This window comes from Methanomassiliicoccales archaeon (assembly GCA_036504055.1).
In the GTDB taxonomy this organism is placed as follows: Archaea; Thermoplasmatota; Thermoplasmata; order Methanomassiliicoccales; family UBA472; genus DASXVU01.
This window is the reverse complement of the sequence record DASXVU010000047.1, coordinates 31,192-50,323: the sequence shown is the minus strand read 5'-3', so window position 1 is coordinate 50,323 and position 19,132 is coordinate 31,192. Positions and strand designations below refer to the sequence as shown.

At 53.7% G+C, this 19,132-nt stretch carries 21 protein-coding genes and 1 tRNA gene; 4 read left to right on the top strand and 18 right to left on the bottom strand.

All coding sequences use genetic code 11. The features are described from left to right. Window positions 1-93 precede the first annotated feature (93 nt). Complete coding sequence (locus VGK23_11685) at window positions 94-960, top strand: THUMP domain-containing protein (GenBank protein ID HEY3421202.1); 867 nt, start codon at window positions 94-96, stop codon at window positions 958-960. Window positions 961-1,084: 124 nt separating this feature from the next. Here VGK23_11685 and VGK23_11680 read toward each other — a convergent pair whose 3' ends face one another. From VGK23_11680 to VGK23_11665, 4 genes are all read right to left on the bottom strand, one after another. Then, window positions 1,085-1,735: a 50S ribosomal protein L15e gene (locus VGK23_11680; GenBank protein ID HEY3421201.1), complete on the bottom strand. Its 651-nt coding sequence runs from the start codon at window positions 1,733-1,735 to the stop codon at window positions 1,085-1,087. A gap of 198 nt (window positions 1,736-1,933) precedes the next feature. Continuing rightward, window positions 1,934-4,351 (bottom strand): DNA polymerase domain-containing protein, encoded by a 2,418-nt coding sequence (locus VGK23_11675; GenBank protein HEY3421200.1) that lies wholly within the window; start codon window positions 4,349-4,351, stop codon window positions 1,934-1,936. 4 nt (window positions 4,352-4,355) lie between these two features. Further along, window positions 4,356-5,546: a redox-regulated ATPase YchF gene (locus tag VGK23_11670; GenBank protein ID HEY3421199.1), complete on the bottom strand. Its 1,191-nt coding sequence runs from the start codon at window positions 5,544-5,546 to the stop codon at window positions 4,356-4,358. A 53-nt stretch (window positions 5,547-5,599) separates the two neighbouring features. Next, window positions 5,600-6,358: a DUF169 domain-containing protein gene (locus VGK23_11665; GenBank protein HEY3421198.1), complete on the bottom strand. Its 759-nt coding sequence runs from the start codon at window positions 6,356-6,358 to the stop codon at window positions 5,600-5,602. A gap of 169 nt (window positions 6,359-6,527) precedes the next feature. Here VGK23_11665 and VGK23_11660 point away from each other — a divergent pair, with 169 nt between their 5' ends. Beyond that, entirely contained in the window at window positions 6,528-6,974 is a 447-nt protein-coding gene (locus VGK23_11660) for a phosphate-starvation-inducible PsiE family protein (GenBank protein ID HEY3421197.1), read from the top strand. Here the strand turns inward: VGK23_11660 and rsmA are convergent. The 10 genes from rsmA to VGK23_11610 all read right to left on the bottom strand — a co-directional run bounded on the left by rsmA (window position 6,958) and on the right by VGK23_11610 (window position 14,044). Further along, window positions 6,958-7,764 (bottom strand): 16S rRNA (adenine(1518)-N(6)/adenine(1519)-N(6))-dimethyltransferase RsmA, encoded by an 807-nt coding sequence (gene rsmA / locus VGK23_11655; GenBank protein ID HEY3421196.1) that lies wholly within the window; start codon window positions 7,762-7,764, stop codon window positions 6,958-6,960. The genes VGK23_11660 and rsmA overlap by 17 nt on opposite strands. 4 nt (window positions 7,765-7,768) lie before the next feature. After that, a complete protein-coding gene (locus tag VGK23_11650) occupies window positions 7,769-8,317 on the bottom strand; it encodes a DUF655 domain-containing protein (GenBank protein HEY3421195.1) in 549 nt (182 codons plus the stop codon). Window positions 8,318-8,331: 14 nt separating this feature from the next. Next, window positions 8,332-8,652, bottom strand: coding sequence for an RNA polymerase Rpb4 family protein (locus VGK23_11645; protein ID HEY3421194.1), 321 nt, complete (start codon window positions 8,650-8,652; stop codon window positions 8,332-8,334). Window positions 8,653-8,665: 13 nt separating this feature from the next. Further along, window positions 8,666-8,959 (bottom strand): 50S ribosomal protein L21e, encoded by a 294-nt coding sequence (locus VGK23_11640; protein ID HEY3421193.1) that lies wholly within the window; start codon window positions 8,957-8,959, stop codon window positions 8,666-8,668. A 3-nt stretch (window positions 8,960-8,962) separates the two neighbouring features. Further along, complete coding sequence (locus tag VGK23_11635; protein ID HEY3421192.1) at window positions 8,963-10,198, bottom strand: tRNA pseudouridine(54/55) synthase Pus10; 1,236 nt, start codon at window positions 10,196-10,198, stop codon at window positions 8,963-8,965. A 14-nt stretch (window positions 10,199-10,212) separates the two neighbouring features. Beyond that, the gene (locus VGK23_11630) at window positions 10,213-10,752 is read right to left on the bottom strand and encodes a KH domain-containing protein (GenBank protein HEY3421191.1); all 540 of its coding nucleotides are present in this window, start codon (window positions 10,750-10,752) and stop codon (window positions 10,213-10,215) included. Next, window positions 10,749-11,540: a serine protein kinase RIO gene (locus VGK23_11625; GenBank protein HEY3421190.1), complete on the bottom strand. Its 792-nt coding sequence runs from the start codon at window positions 11,538-11,540 to the stop codon at window positions 10,749-10,751. Before VGK23_11625 ends, VGK23_11630 begins: the two co-directional genes overlap by 4 nt. Before the next feature lie 14 nt (window positions 11,541-11,554). Then, window positions 11,555-11,881, bottom strand: a complete 327-nt coding sequence (gene eif1A, locus VGK23_11620) for a translation initiation factor eIF-1A (GenBank protein ID HEY3421189.1) — start codon at window positions 11,879-11,881, stop codon at window positions 11,555-11,557. A gap of 128 nt (window positions 11,882-12,009) precedes the next feature. Next, window positions 12,010-12,822, bottom strand: a complete 813-nt coding sequence (locus VGK23_11615) for a hypothetical protein (protein HEY3421188.1) — start codon at window positions 12,820-12,822, stop codon at window positions 12,010-12,012. 163 nt (window positions 12,823-12,985) lie between these two features. Further along, complete coding sequence (locus tag VGK23_11610) at window positions 12,986-14,044, bottom strand: hypothetical protein (GenBank protein ID HEY3421187.1); 1,059 nt, start codon at window positions 14,042-14,044, stop codon at window positions 12,986-12,988. Between the two features lie 460 nt (window positions 14,045-14,504). Between VGK23_11610 and VGK23_11605 the strand changes: the two genes are divergently transcribed. Continuing rightward, window positions 14,505-14,605 (top strand) — tRNA-Glu (locus tag VGK23_11605). A gap of 443 nt (window positions 14,606-15,048) precedes the next feature. Here the strand turns inward: VGK23_11605 and VGK23_11600 are convergent. Together VGK23_11600 and VGK23_11595 are read right to left on the bottom strand one after the other, a co-directional pair. After that, window positions 15,049-15,381 carry a hypothetical protein gene (locus VGK23_11600; protein HEY3421186.1) on the bottom strand — a complete coding sequence of 111 codons (333 nt, stop codon included), beginning with the start codon at window positions 15,379-15,381 and terminating at the stop codon, window positions 15,049-15,051. A 212-nt stretch (window positions 15,382-15,593) separates the two neighbouring features. Beyond that, a complete protein-coding gene (locus VGK23_11595; GenBank protein ID HEY3421185.1) occupies window positions 15,594-15,800 on the bottom strand; it encodes a carboxymuconolactone decarboxylase family protein in 207 nt (68 codons plus the stop codon). Window positions 15,801-16,043: 243 nt separating this feature from the next. Here VGK23_11595 and VGK23_11590 point away from each other — a divergent pair, with 243 nt between their 5' ends. Further along, window positions 16,044-16,421, top strand: coding sequence for a winged helix-turn-helix domain-containing protein (locus VGK23_11590; GenBank protein ID HEY3421184.1), 378 nt, complete (start codon window positions 16,044-16,046; stop codon window positions 16,419-16,421). 29 nt (window positions 16,422-16,450) lie between these two features. On the opposite strand, the gene VGK23_11585 is transcribed toward VGK23_11590, so the two are convergent. Further along, entirely contained in the window at window positions 16,451-16,708 is a 258-nt protein-coding gene (locus VGK23_11585) for a heavy metal-associated domain-containing protein (protein HEY3421183.1), read from the bottom strand. 52 nt (window positions 16,709-16,760) lie between these two features. After that, a complete protein-coding gene (locus tag VGK23_11580) occupies window positions 16,761-18,977 on the bottom strand; it encodes a cation-translocating P-type ATPase (protein ID HEY3421182.1) in 2,217 nt (738 codons plus the stop codon). Window positions 18,978-19,132 lie beyond the last annotated feature (155 nt).

Here is a 19,132-nt window from a genome sequence, read left to right as displayed (position 1 = left end):
CGCTAGTTGGATATAACGATGAGGGCGGGCAACATTGGCGAAGGCGTTCGGCGATCGGAAATCCTTTTAACCACGGCAGGCTTGCGTCAGCATATGGACCTAATCCTGGTAAGGTACTCAGAGGTCGGGCTCAAGTCCCGGTCCGTCCGCTCGCGGTTCGAGAGGGTGCTGATGGACAACATGATCTCGGCCTTGGCCAGGGAGGGGATCGAGGCACTGGTCAACTGCGATCAGGGCCGGATCTACGTCCGCACCGACAAGGTCCGGATCGATGACGGTATCAAGGTCCTGCAGCGGGTCTTCGGCATAGCCTCCGTGTCTCCTGTGATCGAGACCTCCAGCGACATGGAGTCCCTCAAGGCCACGGCGGTGGAGTACTCAAAGGACATCCTCGCCGATGGTTCAACGTTCAAGATCAAGTCCCGGCGGGTCGGGTCGCACCCATTCACAAGCATGGACATCGCCGTGCAGGTGGGCGAGGCGGTCCTGAACGCCAACCAAGACCGCGGCATCAAGGTCGACATCCACAACCCGACCAAGGAGGTGTATGTCGAGGTGCGTGACAACCAGGCGTTCATCTTTTCCGAGTATTGCGAAGGGACCGGGGGCCTGCCGATGGGCAGCCAGGGGAAGGTCCTCGTGGTGCTCGAAAAGGACACCGATGCTTTGGCGGCCTGGCTCATCATGAAGCGCGGCTGCAGGGCGGTGGCGATGGCCGATGAGGATAACGAGGCGGTGCGGATCGTGAGGAGATGGGACCCCGATCTGAAGGTGCTCCCGAAGGGCGACCTGCAGGCCTATTGTCGGAAGCTCAAGGCGTCAGCGATCGTCTATGGATATCTGGTGGAGGACGAGGCGAGCATCAAGGAGAGCGTCGGACTTCCGGTCCCGGCATTCTATCCCATCATCGGTATGGATGCTCCGACCATCGCTGAGAGGATGGAACGGATCCGCTGCTGACCGAGGGCGTGAAAACCTTTTCGCAACTATTCTGATAGCACTCGACCGAAGCACCAGCTCAAGGTCAAAGGATTGGAAAAATGGATCGCCCTTTCGGGCGAAAGAAATGGTCCGAAGAGGTTTCTTACTTGTTGTGGTGGTCGTGCGCGGCACCGCTGGGGCGCATCTTTTCCGCGCCCTTGCCCTTCCACCTGAGGCCACGTCCCTTGTGACCAGCGGAGGTCAGACCGCGGTATGCCCTGCCCTTGTGCACCGGGCTGCAGATCCAGTTGATCTTCGGGTCCGACATGATGACCGGGTGGTGCTTGTCGACCAGTATGATCTCGAACCAGACGTTCCTGCCGTCCTCTCCGACCCAGTAGGAGTTGAGGACTTCCAGGTTCGGGTAGCGCTTGGAGCATCTTTCCTCGGCCATCCACTTCAGGCTCTTGCCGGCGGTGAGCTTGTTGATACCCTTCCTCTTTGCACGGCGACCCTTCCAGCGCATCTTGCGCCTCTGGAGCGAGCCCTTCCTGACGTGCCCACGGACCATGACGTATCCCTGCTTGGCCTTGAATCCCAATGCACGGGCACGGTCCAGCCTGGTCGGGTGGTCTATGCGGGTGAAGTTGTCCTCCCTGCGCCACAGGATCATCCTGTCGAACATGAGGTCCTTCACGTAAGTCGCGTCCGGCCTGTTCCAGGCCTCGGCGATGTATTTGTACATGCTCTTGCCAGAGATGTTTCTCTTGGCTTCGGGTTCAGCGCCCTCTACGGGCTTCTCGTTCTCTGCCATAGTGTATCACTTCCGCCGCGATAATTAGTGGAAGCGGCGTTTCGGGATTCGCCCTTGTCAGGGTACATTTCCTACGGGATCATATCGGTCCCGTCACTGAGGGAGCAAAAAGAGTAACGATATAAAAGGGTTTTCTAGTCGGAAACACTAGACCGTTTTCTGTCAGAATGATCCGGCTCCATGACCGCCAGGATAGCTTCAGAAGAAATCGTCCAAGGTGAGCTTCTTGTCGGTCTTCTTGACCTCGGCCTTCTTTGCCGCCTCGATGGGGGTCGGCTTCCTTTCCTCGGTGTCGCAGAACGCTGAGTTCAGAAGGTTCATCTGCTGATTGCCTGCCATTAGCGATTTGTCGTCCCAGCCGAACACTTCAGTGGCCCGGCCAAGCGACTGGGCGATGCGTTCGGCATAGTAACGGCTGTCGGGTTGGCCGACGAACTTGCGTCCCGATACGTATGGTTCCGCCTCCTGGGGCGACCTCTTTGAATTGGTAACGATCCACGAGACCTTCATTCCGGGTACGAACTGTTCCCCGGAGGCCATCAGCTTCCTGGCCACCTGGACCGTCAGCTGGGAATCCGGCTTGGCGTACTGGTTGAAGGGACGGCAGCCTTTTGATATGACCAGTTTCTCGATCGGGACCTTTCCGCACAGAGTGTCCTGGACGTACTGTTTGGCGATCTTGACCGCCTCGTCCGTCTTCTCGTCCATGATCTTATCGAAGACCGCCATCAGCGCTTCCGACTGGAGCTCGAATGAATCGGTGCGGCGGATCTCATAGCCGCGGATGACCAGCTCCTCCTTGGGCCAGACCATCCTGCCGACATAACGTTTCTTTTTTCCGTGGGAGAAGAGCGGCTCCATGATCTTCTCGAACTCCAGCGACCCCCCTTCTTTTGAGAAGCGCTCAGCCAGCTCTGTGCCGAACTCTATCGACTCCTTGAGATTGGAATTGGGTGACTGCACGAACACCGAGTCGGTATCGGAATAGATGACGTGCCGGCCTTCGCTTTCGAGCTCCTGGATGATCCCCTTGGTCCTTTCCCGGGCGTAAGCGGTGATCGATGAACCTATGGAACGGTCGGTGAACCGATAGAACGAGGAGGCGAACACCCCGTAGAAGGAGTTCATCAGGACCTTGATGGCCGCCTGCAGTCCGTCATAATAACGCACCTCCTCCGGAGTCTTGGCCGCCTTCATCTTGGCCTTGGTCTCGTCCCTGGCCTTCATCAGGTTGGACATCATGGTGGGCAGTATGCCGGGCTTCTGCTCCCTGCTGAGGAAATGGACTCCGGTCGGCGATACATTGGTGCCCGTGTCCTCCCTGGTGGTGAAGCATATGTTCTTGCTTATGATCAGCGAAGGGTACATCGATTTGAAGTCCAGCACGCACACCCAGTGATACAGGCCAGGTTCGATCTCGTGCACATAGCCCCCCTCGATGGCCTCGTCCTCGGTATCGAAATCCCCGGTCAGCGGGACGCCGACGCGCGGTACCGCCCGGTCCGCCGCCCGGATCAGGATGGAATCGACCAGCATCGAACTGCCAGAGTTCAGGACGTCGTCCACCGGCAGCCGCGAAACCGCCGCCAGGTCCAGGTTCTTGCGGATGCGGCCGACCTTCTCCAGCACCTTCAGTGCCAGGCTGGCGTCCTGACGGCAGTAGCGGAGCACCTTGTCCTTGTCCTTCATCCACTCCTCGTCCATGTTCTTGGCCGAGACGTCCATCTTCTCTTCGTTGAGCAACAGCTTCGAGACGGCGTTCAGCGTTTCCTGTTTTGGCCGCAGTTCCGTGCGTACCGCCCACCAGGCGTCGACGATCAGCCTGCCGGTCAGTCTCCAGAATTTCTGTATCGAACGCGGGTCGGAGCGGTCCCGTCCCCAATTGAGGGTCTTCACGCCCACCTTCTGTGCCCGTTCCAGGATCTTTGGGATATCGTATCCGTCGATGTTGTAGCCGGTGATGACGTCTGGATCCTCTTTCTGGATGATCTCCGAGAATCGTTGTATGATGTGCTTTTCGGTGCCCTCGATCATCTCCCCGTCACGGATCTCGCCCTTGTCCCTGACGACATAGCAGATGGTGAGGATGTTGCCGTTCGTGATGGAGTTCTCCAGGTCGAACGAGAGGATGCGGAGGTCGGGGGTGAACGGCTCGATCTCCTCGAAATGGTCCATGTCCACGATCAGGTCGGTGGTGTAGTCCCCTTTCGCCGGTGTTCCAAAGACCCGGATGCAGGAGCTCATGTCCTTGTCGTAGATGAAGCGGTGGTGGAACGGGATGTCCGCCGCCAGCACCTCGAAGTTCTGGCGCTTGATGTCCTGCCGGAAGCTGGGCACCGTCCAAGGGTACTTCACCGTGACCTGGGCTGCGGGACGGACACGACCCTTGTAATACAGTTCCAGGTCCTTGATCTCCAGTACGTCCGAGTTCTGCTTCAGGCGGGCCAGCAGATCTGGCCTGGGCTCCATGATATGAAAATAGGGTCTGAATCCGAAGTTGCGCACCACTATCGAACGGCCATCCCGGGTCTTGCCGTAGATCTCGACCATGACCTCGTCACGGTCCATCATTTTGCGGTAGGACGCGGTCAGCAGCCGTAGCTCGTACGATTCCATTGCCTCACTTTCTCGATATGATGGTGATCACGTCGCCGTCCTGAAGGACATAATCGTGACCGACGATGCGTTTCGTCTTGGCGTTTATGGCGCGGATGAACCCCTCTCCCAGGTCTGTATGGATCTTGTATGCCAGGTCCTTGGCGGTGCTGCCCCGTCGGATGAGGTGGGCGTCGGGCAGTATGTTGCCGCCGTGGTCCGTGAGCCTGGTCTCGTCCTCCACCGGGTATACCACGATCAGGTCGAGCAGCTGGAAGGCCGCCTTCTCCAGGCACATCTGGACCCCGGTCCCGCCCATTTTCTTCATGGTGTGGCCTATGACATCGATGGCCTTCATCTGGCCGGCGGTCAGTTTGGCCGGGTCCGGTATGGTGAACGTCGGTTCGCCGGGGGTGTAGTTCACCAGTTTGGCCTTCGCCGCTTTCTTCAACGCCAATTCCGTCTCGGCGCAGGTGGATATGGTGATGTAGTCAGGGAGGTTCGCCAGGCGCTTCAGGTTCTCGTCGCTGGCCACATCGGACTTGTTGTAGGCTATGAGGATCGGTTTCGAGAGCCTTCGGATGTTGTCCGCCAGGCGCAGCATCTCCCCGTCCTTCCAGTTCATCGGGTTGGTCGGCAGGTTCGATTCCCTCAGGGCCGTGCATATCGCCGGCATAGGCACTCCCAGTCCGGTCAGGCGGTCATGGATGACGTCCTCCATCTTCTGACCCTCCAGGTGTGCCATGCGCGCGGATTTCTCAAAGCCTTTCTCGATGATGCCCTTCATCCAGTGGGCGATCTCGTTCTCCAGGAACTTGATGTCGACCATAGGGTCATGGGTACCGGCCGGTACCGGGTTTCCGTCCGAATCGGTGGAACCTGAGGCGTCGATGATGTGTATGAAAGCGTCCGCCTGCCTCAGGTCATCGAGGAACTGATTGCCCAGTCCCTTGCCCTGCCAGGCATCGGGGACCAAACCGGCGACGTCCAGAAGCTCGACCGGGACCAGCCTGATACCGTTGTCGCAGGCGGAGTTCCTGGGTTGGCACTTCACACCGAAATGCTTCTCCGGGCACGGCGCCCTCAGGTAACCGACCCCCTTGTTCGGCTTGATGGTGGTGAAAGGATAAGCGGCGATCTCTGCGCTGGCCATGGTGGCGGCGGAGAAGAAGGTGGACTTACCGACGTTCGGTTTGCCGACTATACCGATTAACATGATGATCGTCATTGGTAAGTGGTCGGCCGTAGAAAAATGATTGCCTGAACGGTTCAGGCTATCCTTTTTTCCGGGTAGGCCACTTTAGGCCGCTTAAAGATGAACGAGTTATCCGCATCCTTGGCCATCCTTTCCGCCACCGCGATCGGTATCGATAGTGTCATCATGTCCGGCGGTAGCCATTCGTTCACGGTAGGATCTGTGGTACCGGCTATCAAGGACCCTCTCGGTGCATTCTCCGCCATTCCCGCGGCATAGGTGATCATGGAGGCGCAGGCTGGCCCCCAGGGAGCGATGCATGTCGCAAAGGTATCGTTGCTCCCGAATTCGGCCAGTCCGATCAGGTTGCGGATGTTCTCCGCCCGGCCAAAGCACAGCACGCTCAGGACGTTCCCTCCCTCAACCGTCCTGGTGAACGGGGCGATGACGATGAACTTCCCTGGAGGGGTTAGCTTCCCCACTCGGGCCATGCTCTCCATCGTGATCTCAGGGTCTCGTTTGTAGTGCTCCGCCGCCCCATTCCTATAGGTGAGCGAGCCGGTGGAAATGAAGAACTCGATCCCCTTTGGCATGGGAATGTATCCGAGCCAGAACTGGCCTCCAGGACAGCAACCTCCCAGATGCTCCTCTCCGAGGTACACGGCCGGCCCGTCCTCCCGTGCGATCGTGAATATGGCATGTGCTACGCACCGGTCCACCTTGGAAATGTGAACGGCATCCTGCGGTATGGAATCCGAACCATAGACGATCAGGGGATGTCTTTTCAGGCGTCCGGCCGTCATGATGATCGATCCGATCAGCTTATTATCCATGGCACTTCAGCAAATATATCAGGGGTTCTGTTATTTAATAGGTCATCTCTCTCGCATTAGGTCACGATGATCTTACATCATCCTATGAATGGCTGTCTCCATATGGACATTATCAGACAGTAGAGTCATGCCCAACCATTTATTAGGCGCCTCGGCGAGTCCGAAGGAGATGAATGATCAAGTGAAAGAAGATTACATGTTCACATTCAAGAGGATGGCGATCTATTTCGTCATGCTTCTGGTCGCGGTCGTCGTGATCGCCCTCCTGAGCACGCTCTCTTATGACATCTATCGCATGATCTTCGACTCGGACTTTCTCATCACCACCAAGGCAGAGGTCCTGGCGTTCATAGGCATGTTCCTGCTGGTCATCATCGCCTTCGAGCTGATGGACATCCTTTACCTGTATTCGAAGACACAGAAGATCCACGTGGAGGTCGTGCTGTTGGTCGGCCTTACCGCGGTTTCCAGGGAACTGATAGTGTTCAACTATGAAGCGAACGACGGAGTCCTGATCGCTGGCCTGGGAGTGCTGATAGCGTCCCTTTCGGTGGCGTACTTCCTGATACGCAAGGTGTATCACGAATACGGGGTGAACATCAACGGGAATTCTTAGGTCGGCCAATCTCATGGACGGCATCCACCAGTTCTCCGATCTGCTCCGGTGTGAGGGCCTCCACCCTCATGTCCATATATGGCAGGTGGGGGACGTCGACCGGGGCGATCATCCTCTTGGCCTTCAGTATGGTGGATATCTTCTTGCGCCTCTGCTGGAAGAGCAATTCCACCATCCTATGGAAAAGCCGTTCGTCCTTGACGGTGAACGGAGGCGGCCGAGGCGTAAGCCTGACCACCGCTGAATCCACCTCCGGCTCGGGCCAGAACCGGTTCCTTCCCACCTTTTCCATCATCTCGGCCTTGGCCCGGTAGTAGACGCTCACTGAGAGGCGGGAATAATCGTCGGTGTCCGCTTTCGCCACCATCCGGTCGGCGAACTCCTTCTGCACCATGATGACCGCCATCTTGAAATCCTGGTCCAGGAGCTTGAATATCAGCGGTGACGAGATGCTGTAGGGGATGTTGGAGATGAACCTGTCGAAACGGGGCCATTTGGCATCCAGGGCATCTGCCTCGATGAGCTCCACCGTCCTGAACGTCGATCGGACATACGAAGCGATCCCATGGTCCAGCTCAACCGCGATGACCTTACCCGCTTCCGGGATGAGGCGAGAAGTAAGAACGCCCAGTCCCGGACCGACCTCGAGCACCGTGTCTTCCTTTGAGATCTGAAGGTAATCCACTTCACGTTCCGCGACCGTGTCGTCGACCAAGAAGTTCTGACCCCTCGATTTCGAGGGGCTTACCCCGATCTGGGCCAGGACGCTCTTGACCTCGGTCGGGCGCACCGCATCACTTCGACACGAAAAGATGGTATTTCTCGGCCGGGTTGGATAGCTCCATCTCGATTCGCTTGGCCACGACCTTTTCCGGGTGCTTCAGGGACGGTACCCTTGCGGAGAGTTCGGTGAAGTCCTTGAACTTGCCCTTCTTCCGCTCCTCCAGGACCGCCCACATGGTCTTCTTGCCCAGACCGGGCAGGAGTTCCAGCATGTGATAGCGGGTGGTGATCGGCTGGGCCTCGTTGAAGAAGTTGACGAAACGGGTCTCCTCCAGCTTGACGATCTCCAGGACGACGAACGGAAGTTCGCTCTGGGCGCCGCCGGTGAGCTCCTCATAGGAAACGCGCCTCTTGACGTGGAGGATCTTGTCCCTTTTCTCGGCCTCCTTGCCGATGTAGACTCTCTCTCCCATGTTTATGATGGCGTTAGGCTTCGGCACCAACTCGAAGAGCTTAAACTCCTGGCTACCTATTGCGTATGCGAGCGGTTCCCGGGAGAATCCCTTTTCGGAGGGGAGTCCCTGAGGTAGATAGTCGAGAATGTGCGCGTAGTCTTCCAAAGGTTACACCAACATCATAGATACTTTTCCACTAATTTAAGAATCTGCTCTATCTGCTTCTTCTCGAGCACGATCCTCTCCTTAGCGAAAAGAACACGGACGTCCTCTGGATGGGTCGGGATGATGTCGGCGATCTTGACCGCGACGGTGTCCGGTACGAAGGAGATGCCCTTGAGCTCGGCGATCAGCTCCCTTGCCTTGTCCGCGGACAGCTTGGCGATCTTCGAGGCGTGATCGTACGATATCCTCTGCTCAGGCGTGAATTCCCGGCCCTTGCTCTCTTGCTCCAAGTATTCCTTTACTTCGGCAAGAGCGATGTAGCGCTCCTCTGGCATCGAGGTCACTTCCTCAGTTGACCTTTCTCAGGTGCTCTGGCCTGCAGATGACGGTCTTTACCTTGTCGCCATCTTTTACGTGGAGCACGAATGAATGTCCCTGGGGTCCGACGACGGTGCCGGTCTTTCCGTGGAAACGGAGATGGGGTGCGCCCTTGTGGATGTTGGAGTCGATGAAGATGTTGGCCTTCTCACCGCTCTCGAACACCTGGAATTCGTGGGTGATCGGGGATAGTCCCCTGTTCCTCGGGGTCTTCCTTAGGATGTTCCTGCCCCTTCGCCTCAGTCCGTGTGACGGTCTAACCATGTATTACACCTCAGTGATATCGATTATTTCAACCACATCGAGCGCGGTGACCTGGCAGGGTACTCCGAGTTCCTCCGCGAGGTTCGGCTTGGTCCTGCCCCCGTCCCCTGAGACCAGTTCTTTCACGTAGGTCCCGGATTGGGTGCGCAGACGGAGCACCAGGACGTCGTCGTCGAAGGATTCGACGGAGGCATCGATGATCTCCTTTTCCCGGTCGAGGTCCGCCCTTCTGTGGACCACCCGAACGGGAGTCTGCTGGCTAATGCGCCTGTGTTTGAACGTGTGAACAACCTCATTTACTTTTTCCTTATTAACTTTGCCGTGCAGGGCGACATGGGCGAGATACACCTTCTCCGGGTCGTCCATCTTGACCCGGCGTACCTCCTCCCGGCTGGAGAAACGCAGGTCCACGGCATCGGCCAGACCGGCCCCGTTCTCCGCGATGATTCTCTGCATCTTGGCCAGGTCTATGTCCCTGATCCTGGGTTCGGCGATCTCCAGTACGAACGGTCGTCCGGTGCCGAGCATCCGCGCGTCGATGTCCTCCCGGCCCATGCCATGGAAGAAATGTTCCCGCCCTTCGGCCTCCTTCAGGATCGGGTCGCCGATGACCTCCTGCACGGATACCTGGTACATCTTGCCGGTGCCCTTGCAGCGGGGGCAACCCTTGCCCCGGCACTCACGACAGGGCCACTTGGTCTGAGGTATCTCCCGTGAATACTTGTGATAACGACCATAGATGAACAGCGGGGCGACGCTCAGCTCCACATGGCAGAACCGGGTGTCGATCAGGGCCACCACCTCCGGGGTCTCAAAGCAGACCTCCTTGTTGGTCTTGGCCTGGATAAGCTTCCCGATCTCCTGGTTCAGCTCAGCCTTGATCGGCTCGGCCTTGTCCTGTCCGACCTCCGACCAGACCCTCTCCTCACGTTCCTGTATGGTCGGGTCCACCCGGCACCCGATGAGGAAGTTGTGGTACTCGACACGCGACATGGCATCGATGGCGGCGTCCGCATATCGTTCCACGTTTTCGAATATGTCCTCGCACACCCAGCATTTCTGGTGCTCCAGTTTGGGCTTGCCGTCCAGTATGCGCTGGAAGTTCAGGGTCATTCGCACCGACCGACCCCGTTCATGATTGCTCAGGCCGGTGTCGACATGCGCGAATATCCTTCCCAGGCAATGATCGCAAAGGTCATGCTCCAGTGCCTTCTCGGCCTGCTCTAGTATTTGAGGCACTTGTTTCAACTCCGTTACTGGAAACCCATCTCCATGATCTTCAGCGTGGCCCGCTTGCGTTCCAGGAAGCGATACACCGTGGAGTGCTCGCTGCCCGACAGGACCATGTCCACCGCCGTGCGGCCGATGGGCAGCTGGATGGAATTGCCGATGATGGCTACGGTGTCGCCATACACCGACAGGTCAACCCCGCTCATGTCCTCTATGATGCGGCGCGTCTTGCCGCCGGTGCCGATGACCCGGGCCCGCATACGCTGCAGCTGGTCATGGCCTTTGCCGACGTAATCGTCGATGTCCATGATCTCCAGGTACTCATCCTCGCCCATCAGTCTGAGCGCCCGTTCCGGGGAGAAGCCCCGGCCGATGGCCTTGATGATGTCAACGGCCTTCAGGGGCATGATCGGATCTGTGACGCTCTCGTCCTCGATCATCACCTCTCCCTCGGTGTCGACCCTGATGGTCATCTGCATCCTTTCCTGGAGCATCCTCTTGCTCGCTCCGTCCTTGCCGATAAGGGCCCCTACTCTTTCCTTCGGGATGCGTACTGCCTTCATTTTGTCTTGGCCCCCTGTATTGACTTGAGAACTTCCGCGTCTGTCTTGATCTTGATGTCCAGAGACCTGAAGTAATGGTTGATGTTGGCGATGTCCCGCTTCAGGAACTCGAGAGAGTTGACGTGATCCACCAGCATCGCCTGACCGACGTCGATGATGACCGGTTCGCCGTTCTCCATCAGTATGTTGTACTCGCTCAGGTCCCCATGGACCAGTTCCGCTTTCTGGTACATCAGCTTCATGTACTTCAGGATCTTCCTGTAGATCTCATCTGGGTCTTCCAGCTGCGAGTTCTTCAGGCTCGGGGCAGGTTGTTCCTCTGTGCCGATATACTCCATGAACAGGATGTTCTTATGGAACCTGACCGGCTCCGGGACCCGGATCTTCGCCTCGGTCATCCGGCAGAGGTTCTTGAACTCCTTGGCTGCCCAGGCGAATATTATCTTGCGGTGCGACCCCTGCAGGCCCTTGAACCTGGGATCGCCCTCTATGTATTTTGCGATGTTATGGAAGGTCGAGTTCGAGGTGCGATAGACCTTCATCGCCAGGATCTCGTTCTCGGGCGTGGTGACACGAAAAACGTTGCCCTCTTTGCCAGTGGAGATGGGAAAATCAACGGTCTCTAGCACGCCCATGTTCATGAGCTTGTCCAGAGCGTACATTGTCTGCCGGTCGAAGACCTCGTCCAGGGTCTTGCGGGCATCATCCTCGGCATTCTCGGACCGCCTCAGGCGGAGGCTCTCCACCTTGCGATCGAGGTCGGAAAAAGTATTGTCGTTTTTGGGCATTGCGATGCCCTCCTCTAAAAGACGTCCAAATTCTTCGGCAATACCTTCTTGCGGCTCATGTAGGTAGCCTGGGTCTTGGTGTAACGGTAAAGGATGTCTGCTTTGTCGTCCTGGAATTCCCAGGGACGGAGGATGAGCAGATCTCCCTCCCGGATCCACATGCGCTTGCGGATCTTGCCTGGTATACGGCCCATGCGGGACTTGCCGTCCGCGCACATGATCTTGATCCTGGAGGCTCCGAGAAGCTGGTCGGCTATGCCGAACATTTCTCCCTCCTTCCTGTTTGGATAGGGGCAGCGCAGGATTTCGTCGCTCTGCTCCACATCAACCTGATTATTCAATCAAAGCCTCCGATTAGTGCGTCTCTCATAAACTAAACTAGTATATAACGTTGTTTCAGGGAACGACGGCTTCACCAGCCATTGCCAACATCGATCAATCAAGAAAGATAGGGCAGCCGCCTTGGCCCTCATCGGAAGAGCTCGTCCACGAGCCAGTCATCGCGGTCCTGGCGGGCCTGTTCATTGAGCGCGTGACCGGCGTCGTACCATCTCACTGCCTTCGGTTCGCTCGCCGCGTCCGCCAAGGCCTGCATCCTTCGGTGATCGAAGTATTCCTCTTTGTTGCCCGTTTGGAACATTATGCTGGCCGGCGCTGCGTTGCGCACAAATCGGACCGGGTCAATGTCCTCCATGGTGTCACGGTATGTTGTCATCTCCTCCCGGGTCATGTTCGGCATATTCGCCGCCGCAAAGTCCGCGAAGCTGGTGGTCCCTGACATGAGGACATACGCAACGGCCCTCCGGTCGATGCCGGATAGGACCGCTCCGCACAGGGCTCCCAGGCTGTGACCGACATATCCGATCCGCTGGTCGTTCACCATCGACTCCGAGGTCAGCACATCGAAGGTCCTCCTGATGTCCCTGACGGCATCGATGAACTCCTTCCGATCATGGTTCGGTTCCCCCATCAACTTGGCCCATTCCAAACCTGACGACCAGACCGCATCCACCACAATTGAGCAGATTCTCCGGTCAGCCAGCCTAAGGGCCTCATCCAAGAACGTCTTTCTGGAACCGGGCAAAGGATGGACGAACACAATGCCTGGGAAACCATGGCCGACGATCGGTGTCACCAGGTAAGCATTGATCCTCTTTCCTGTGGCGCCCCGGAAGCTAACGTCGTGCACAACTTTACCGTCGAAGACCTCCTCGCCGACCTCTTCAATGTCAAGATTTTCGTTCGGATCATAAGCAAATCGGGGGTCAGTACTCCCTATCATCTTGATGCTGGATGACTGGCTCATAGATATCATTTTTACATTATGAGGAACAGATATATATTGATAGTGACCAACTCTGGCGCAATTTTCATGCAAACGGCTCCCAACCGTCAGCTGAAAGCCCTCTGGCTGACTCAAGGTGCGAAAGGTAATGAGGCCGTTCTCAGCCCTTATCCTTGAAGATATTTTCTATCATAGATCTGTCAGAGATACCTGCTATATCGAACACTTCCTCGATATATCGGCGATGCGTGCTTGGGTCGACCACATTTTTTTCCAGTTTCTCCATTGCCTCAGCTCTTGTAATCAGCCCTTCTCGGATCTCTTTGGAATAGAACTCCTCTTTCTCATTCTGCTTGATCATCGATGCGTACAATACCTCTTTCAAGGATCCCACCGAACAATCGAAACGCCATGTGCCCAATTCTTTGGGATAGTCCCAACCTACCTCCGACTGGATCCGGGACAGACATTCCTTCTCGATCCAGGGTATGTATTGGAATATGCACAAGCTCGGGATCTTTCGTGCATACATGCGCGCACCCAGAGCATGCGGATCGCCATACAGGTATCCTCTTACCATGGTAGGCATGTACCAGGGCCGGAGGTAGGAGGGATTCTTCAGCACTCCTTTGGCAATTCCGGTCCAGGCTTTGGAATAGGTCTCTTGGATCTCAGTATCTCCGTCCAGTCCGAGCAATTCCTTCTTGAATGTCGTTTCCTCAAGAACATTACCGCCGGAAACCAGAATGGGGACCTTGTTCTCGCTCGCGATCTTGAGACCATGATAAATGAACTGTTTACATCCTACGCATATCATCGGTAACATTGCCAGGTCAGGATGTTTGTTCCAGGACTGCAAATTGCTTTTGAACGTCCGTTCATGGATGTTGTTCTTCAGCTTGAACGATATCAGATCGACACCGAGGGCTTTCACGGCATTCTTGATATTGGCCCTTGCTTGGGGGTGTGTGAAAGGATTGTCATAGTTGATCGCCAAAACCTTCTTGTCATAGTCCTTTGCGAGCTTCAGAAGAGCATAGGTGCTATCCCTTCCTCCACTATACATGACAGCACAATCGTACTTGCTATCGCTTGTCCTGGCCGCGTCCAGGATCCTAAGGAACTCTTCCTCGCCTTTATATTTGAACGTCTTGTATGTATGACACTGGTTGCATATGCCGTCATCTTCTATCGTGAGGAAAGGTTCACATTCTTTCATCACACATTTCTTACACATCCGGTCTTCTAAAATTCTATTAGGTGCCACAGCCCTTATGGAACTGATTTCTTGGATTTCTTGTAGCATACTAGCTCCTCCTCATGCTTACTTCCCACCACACCCTTAGCAATAGTTTAGGATAATCAAATAGTAAGATATTAATAGTTTAGTTGGTCCTGATATATAACGTATATAGTCCTATATGTTCTTCGAATGAATGATTTTTCGAAGACCATTCTAACTTTTTACGAGTGCAATACAAATGATGGACTAGCTCAAGTCGCTTGTCGGGCAAGGTTCATGATTTCGTTTCGGTTAAGTGTGTTGTTCGACATGAAATTGTAGGTCTCTCGGTCTTTTCGTGAAGAAAATGGAGCGGTAAGGCTGCCAAATCATCATTGGTTTTCCCGCACCCCTACCTAAGGTTTAAGTATGGTTTCCAATATGAACGCATAAATTCGCTCCCGTAGTGTAGTCCGGTCAATCATGTTGGCCTTTCGGCGCGGAGAGTTGCTTCGCGGAAGCAAGTCAACGACTCGGGTTCAAATCCCGGCGGGAGCACTTTACTTTTATCCATTCCACCGATTATGAAAGGTTAATATGGGGGGTTATTGTACATTGAGTCATCTGGCCGATAAAAACCTTCTTCATTCTCCTATGCCGATCTTCATGTTAATCGACTTTGGTGTAGCCTGATGCCATTCATTATTTTTGCAGCTCGACCATCAAGCATGCATTCTGATTCTACCAGCCAATGCTTGGTCTTGAGCCACGCCTCCCTTGTCAAAATGGAGTGACCCTTGGATTGACTTATGTTTTAGGTTGAGAATCCGACCTAATTGTTCCGAGTTTTTCCGACATTGCTCAGAACATCCGATTCCTGTGTCGATGAACAGGCATCGAGAAAGCCATCGAACATGATTTCAGAAATTATTCAGGAGATAACCTCATTGCACAAAGCAAGAAGGTTTGACATTTCCGATTTCCGACCAGATCATGTTGTGTCAGCCATCGATGAACTCAATACTTAACGGGACTCTTTTCTTCGCCATGGACCGGGCGATCATCCCAGCCTCTACCCATGCAGCAGTGAGCACTCCAGGGAGTATCAGGCAATTAGCGCTCATATCCGATTCGATGAAGTCACGGAAGATTTTGCTTTCCTTTTTGTCTGTGAGATCGGTCAGAGAAATAAATCCCAACCCTTCAATGAACCTCTCTGCTTTCTTGCAGGTACTGGTAACCTTGACGACATAGTTCCCATCATCCGTAGATTGTACCTCGATTTCCGATTTGTTCTCGCAAGGAAACATGTTAACCCGAACTTTAGATGTCATGATGTCGCCTAATATTCTCAAAACGATAATTCAGGTAGATATGCATTTTTGCTATTTTAAATAATTTTGTAATACTATAATTGAGAGCCTGGGTCGCATAGTATGTTAATAGGCTTAGCGTCATACAACCGCCTTTCTCGATAGGTGTTAAGGTTATTGGGTTTCGCCCCGGGCCCTCAATTGTCTCACATCTTCTCATCTTTGATCAGTGACTAAAATCCCGGCTCAACATTGGAGAAGATTGTCGACGCCATAGCGAAGCGGGCAGCAAGAACTGCCTCGCCGATCTCCTTATCGGTCAATCCCATGTGTTTCCCAACTTTGATGAAGTATTCCGCACATTGCCTATTCTGTAAGGCGGCGGCAACCGAGATCATGATTAGTTGCTTGTACTTCACAGGAATATCCGGCAAGCTCATCACGAATTTTCCCTCTTCCGCTTGACGAGGGATTCATTCTGGCATTATTTTGGAAATGAGTATCAAAGGGTTACAAACCTCGCCGCTGTTCTTTTCCATTTCCCATAAGATCTTTTCTGCGTCTATGGATTATGGACGGTTGTTTAGAATAATAGTACTATGTGCAGACAGTGATTGATATCAATCTGACACCAAACAATCCAAAATATCAATTTAAAATAGCTAAAGGTATAATGCTTTGACATGGTCAGAGCTCCTGGTGCCAATGGGAAAAGGAAAAAGGACAGGGACTTACCAGATGAGGTCTCGGAGGCTATCCTTGAAATTGGCGGGTTGGAAAAACTATCCTACAGTATGCCATCAGAAGCCGATCTGGAACGCCAGATAAATATTCATCATTCACTGTCAGATAAAACACGCCTCAAGATTCTCTGGGCCTTGAGGAGTTGTGACCTCTGCCCCTGCGTCCTAAAAGAATTCTTAAAGGTCTCCGATTCCAAGCTTTCCTATCATCTAAATTCCCTCGAGGAAGCTGGCCTGGTTAAATCATATCAGAAAAAGAATTGGAAGATATTTTCGATAACCAAGCTTGGAAGGGACACCTTGGGTCATGATCATTGAAAGATGAATCAAATGATAAGGTTAAGATATCAGAATATCTGGTCTGACTTCATCTGGGTGGCCTTCCCGCCAGCCTTTGAAACAGCCTTTTGGATCCCTTCGATGGTCATCAAGGACTTATTGTAAGTGACCTTCAATTGGTTGGTGATCGGGTTTAAACTATAGTTATCGACCCCATCAAGGTTCTTCAATTTCTTCTCGATAATCTTGAATTCGCAAGAACATAGTCCAGTTATCTTGAAAATGGCCGTCTCTAACCCTTCTACCGCCTTTCTGTCGTTTTGCATTCTATTCCACCTTCAAATTCCACGCATCGTTTTTCATTCATCTGCAATGTCTCTAATTCCTTCCTTTAACTGAAATTCCTTCTATTCCGCTGATGGTTAATGCAGGAGGCTCATCGTTAATCACCGCTCTACTTTCTGTCTTGCTCTTCCATTTTAACAATCTCAATGCGTTTAAGATCACCAGGACTGCGCTTGCTTCATTCAGCAACAGGCCGCTGACCAATCCCAGCCAGCCTATCAATGCCGCCCCAATCATGAATCCGATGTTGATCAACGAGAACCAAATGTTCTGCTTGATAGTGGTCACCGACCTGCTGCTCAATTCGCGAAGGTAGACTAGTTTAGAGAGGTCATCAGACATGAGAACCACATCCCCAGCCTCGATGGCAATGTCCGTCCCGGCAGCGCCCATCGCAATGCCGACATCTGATGCTGCCATGGCTGGAGCATCGTTGATACCATCTCCGACCATTGCTACTGTGCCATATCTTTCCTTCAATTTCTTGATCACTTCAACCTTGTCCACTGGCAGCAGTTGACAATAGTATTCGTCGACCCCAACCTGGAGGGCGATGGATTTTGCGCTGCGTTCGTTATCACCGGTTAGCATGACCGTCCTGATGCCGGACTGCTTAATTCTCTGAAGCGTCTCTTTCGCTCCAGGCCTGACGTTATCAGCGATAGCAATCAGACCCAACAGGTTTCCTTCCGAGCTGATTGATACGACCGTCTTCCCCGAGCTCTCTAACTCCTCCAGGGTCTTATGGGACTGTTCCATTGAGACGCCGTTACTGTTCTGCAGTCTTTGGTTTCCGATGAGGAACCTCTTACCGTTTACAATTGCAGAAATCCCAAGCCCCGCGATCTCTTGGAAGTCACCTGGGGGAATATTGGAGTAGGCATTGTTTTCCTTCGCCTTTCTGACTATAGCGGCTGCGAGCGGATGTCCAGACCTCGATTCGATGCTTCCTGCTAGGTCAAGAAGGTCATTTTCTGAAAGCCCGTTGTAGACTATGATATCTGTTACTTCCGGTCTGCCTATAGTAAGGGTGCCAGTCTTGTCAAACGCAATGACCTTTAATTTGTCGACGGCCTCAAGATACGCCCCACCCTTGTAGACCGTACCATTGCGGGCCGCATTCGCCATTGCCCCTACGACCGCAACCGGGACGGAAAGAGCAAGGCCGCAAGAGCATGATACAACGAACACGACCAATCCTCGGAGGATAAATGTATGCCAGTCAGAACCAATGAATAGGGGTGGCACGATGGCTACGAGTATACCCAGCACGAACATTGCGGGGGTATAGTACTGGGCGAAGCTGTCGGAGAACCTCTGGTACGATGTCCTATTGGCCTGCGCCTCCTCGACAGAACAGATTATCTTGGAAAGCATGGTCTCGGATGCCAGCTTATTCACATTGACCTCTAATGATCCATTTTGATTGATGGTTCCAGCAAAAACCTCGTCGCCGATCTTTTTTCCCACGGGAATTGGCTCGCCGGTCACGGCGGCCTGGTCGACATGGGAGACACCATTGGAAACTACACCATCCACAGGGATCCTTTCACCCGGTCTGACGATAACGATGTCACCGACCACAATATCCTCGGTGGACATTACAACCTCGTTGCCATCCTTTCGTACCAGCGCTTTTTTCGGGACCAGCTCTATCAGTGATCTGATCGCGCCCCTCGCTTTGTCCACGGCGTAGGATTCCAGCACATCGCCGAGTGAATAGACGAAGATGAGTATTGCGGCTTCATACCACATTCCGAGCAAGACGGCGCCGGTGGCGCCTATCAGCATTAGCAGATGAATCGTAGCCACGAGGTTGAGTAGAGCGATTATTGCTTTTCGGGCTGGATGGTATACACCCACAAGCACCGCCACTCCAAAAAATGCGTTTGTTACGATTTCTTGGACCCCCAAGAACATAAGGACGAACGTGAACAGCGTTATCATTCCGCTGCAGTAAAGCGCTAGTTGCTGTTTGTCCCTCCACCAGCTGCTTCGGAGTTTTCGGTCTTTGATCTGAGAACAGCTCATCCCCGTCTCCGATATGGACTGGACAATATCCTTTACGGATGCCACCGATGGGTCGTAATAGGCAAGGACTTTTTTGGAAACCAGATCGATATCAAAGTTCTCCACACCGGCTAACGATCTCAATTTCTTTTCAATTATTTGGACGTCACAGGAACAATCCAATCCTTCGATGTTCAGAACGACCGTTTCGAGTTCTTTGCCATCCTTCTGATTGTTCATCTAATGCCTCATTTCTATTTCAATTACTGTTGAAATAGCAACGAGTCCTTCGATATTAATAATTTCCTCCAATGGTGTGACCCTTTGCATTACCAGAAGGAACGGCATTCGTTAAAACAGGTTGTCATTACTAGTTCGATCACTTTTAACCTGAC